At 72.3% G+C, this 1,759-nt stretch carries 2 protein-coding genes and 1 pseudogene; all 3 read right to left on the minus strand.

Features of this window, described 5'->3' with window-relative positions; genetic code table 11:
- Nucleotides 1–56: 56 nt before the first annotated feature.
- Complete coding sequence (locus tag ABZ855_RS48250) at nucleotides 57–803, minus strand: hypothetical protein (RefSeq protein ID WP_360820425.1); 747 nt, start codon at nucleotides 801–803, stop codon at nucleotides 57–59.
- Between the two features lie 21 nt (nucleotides 804–824).
- Complete coding sequence (locus ABZ855_RS48255) at nucleotides 825–1,526, minus strand: hypothetical protein (protein WP_360820428.1); 702 nt, start codon at nucleotides 1,524–1,526, stop codon at nucleotides 825–827.
- A gap of 20 nt (nucleotides 1,527–1,546) precedes the next feature.
- Nucleotides 1,547–1,759, minus strand: a pseudogene (locus ABZ855_RS48260) (hypothetical protein); the annotation flags it as partial.

The raw sequence follows: 1,759 nt of genomic DNA on the forward strand, positions 1-1,759 counted from the left end.
GTTTGGCCAACCGGCGATCGTCGGCTATGTTGCGCCGCGCCCATCGGCTGGGGCGCTCAGCGCGATTTCCCGGGCGGGCGCGGAACAGATGCCGTTGGCGGGAGGACAGCGCGGGTCGCCGGTGTGGCCGGCCTGACCGGCGGGAGGGGGCCGGCCATGCCGGTGAGCCGGTCCTCGCACCACTGCAGGGCTTCTTCGACCGTGGCGAAGCCACCCTCGCGCAGGGTGTGCGTCCACGCGCCGGTGTCGACCTCGTCGACCACGACGCGGAACGCAGGGTTGGCTCGCCCGTCCAGGGCGCGCAGGGCCACCACGATGACCGGGTCGTCCGGGTCGTCCCGGGTGTAGGAGTAGCCAAGTGCGTAGTGGTCGCCGTCGCCTGCGAGGCGTTGTTCCAATGCTCTCGTCGCCTCGTCCGCCGGTGGCGGACCCAATTGGGGGTTGAGGCCGATGGCGTCGGCGGGACAACCGCGGTGGATCAGCCAGGACTGCGCCAGCGAGGGCAGCGGCAGCTCAGCGTGTTCGAAGTCGAACGTCCGCTTCTCGTGATGCCGGCGCAGATGGACGGCAACGTACTGGGGGACGCCCGGGGCCCAGATGGCGGTGCGGTCGAACAGGACGTAGAAGCTGTGCGCACCGCCGGTGGTGTGGTGCTCGGCGAGCGGGGCGAGCATGTCCTCACGGAGCTGGATCTGCAGGTAGAAGTCGAGGAGGGTCTGCTCGTCGGCATCGAGCCTGTCCACGTTGAAGTCGACTTCCGGCTCGCTCCCCTGGGCAGGCTTCGGTACAGCGGGGGACAACAAGAGCCCTTCGGTAGGTGGGGGTCAGCGCCGGTGCGCTGGGGTGGACGGCCATGCTCCGGGCCGCGCCGCCGCCTTCTGCGCCCCGCCCACCACAGGCCGGCGGCCTGCGGCGAGTGCGGCGCGGCCGGCGTCGGTGAGGGTGACGGGCTGTCCGGCGTGAACGGGGTGGCTGGTGTCGACGGACACGAGACCGCCGGATGCGAGGCGCTGCAGTTCGGCGTAGGGGATGCGGGTGCCGGAGGACGCGGTCACCGCGAGGCGGCCGGTCAGCAGGTGCTCGTAGAGCTTGGCGCCGCCGGCGATGGCAAGCAGTGCCGCCTGACCGGCAGTCGAGATCGCTTCTGCCGCCGCGCGCGGAGCCGCGCGGGCGGCGGCCTCGACCGGCTCCAGGGCGGCGAGCACCCGTCGTACGGCGCCATCCCGGACGCCAGCGGCGTCCTGCAACTGGTCCACGGTGCGGTCGATCCGTTCGAACAGGACGGCATCAACGGGGAACTCGCCGCTCGACAGGCGGTTCAGGAGGGTGCGGTAGAAGGTCACGCCCGTCTCGGCCTCGGTCAGCTCACGGTGCCGGTCGACCAGGTCGATGTGTGGCGCGTCGAGGACGCCGCGGTCGCGATGGGTCCACAGGGTGTCGACGTCGTGACCGGTGGCGGCCTCGATCCGGGAGTCGAGCGAGGAAACCGCGCGCCGGGCTGCTGCCGACACGGGATCACGGGGCATGGGCGGGGACTTCCGTGTACTCAAAGGGTGTGCCGGTGCGAGGGGTTGTACGCAGGGCGGGGCAGGCCCGGCATCGCGGAGGGCAGTGGTCCCGGCCGAGGTGCCGGTCCTCGGGCCGCCAGCTGGGGCGATCCCGACCGCGCCGCGTGCGTGCGCGCGCTCAGCGGGCGGCGCGCCATCCCCAATCTCCGCCCGACCTCGTCGTAGACGTCGTTGCCGGCCCGCGGGCGGAC

The sequence above is a fragment of the Streptomyces sp. NPDC047042 genome (assembly GCF_040644035.1).
Classification (GTDB): domain Bacteria; phylum Actinomycetota; class Actinomycetes; order Streptomycetales; family Streptomycetaceae; genus Streptomyces.

Coding starts and splice junctions, on each gene's coding strand:
- ABZ855_RS48255 (WP_360820428.1), bottom strand. CDS start 1,526: ATGCCCCGTGATCCCGTGTCGGCAGCAGCCCGGCGCGCGGTTTCCTCG.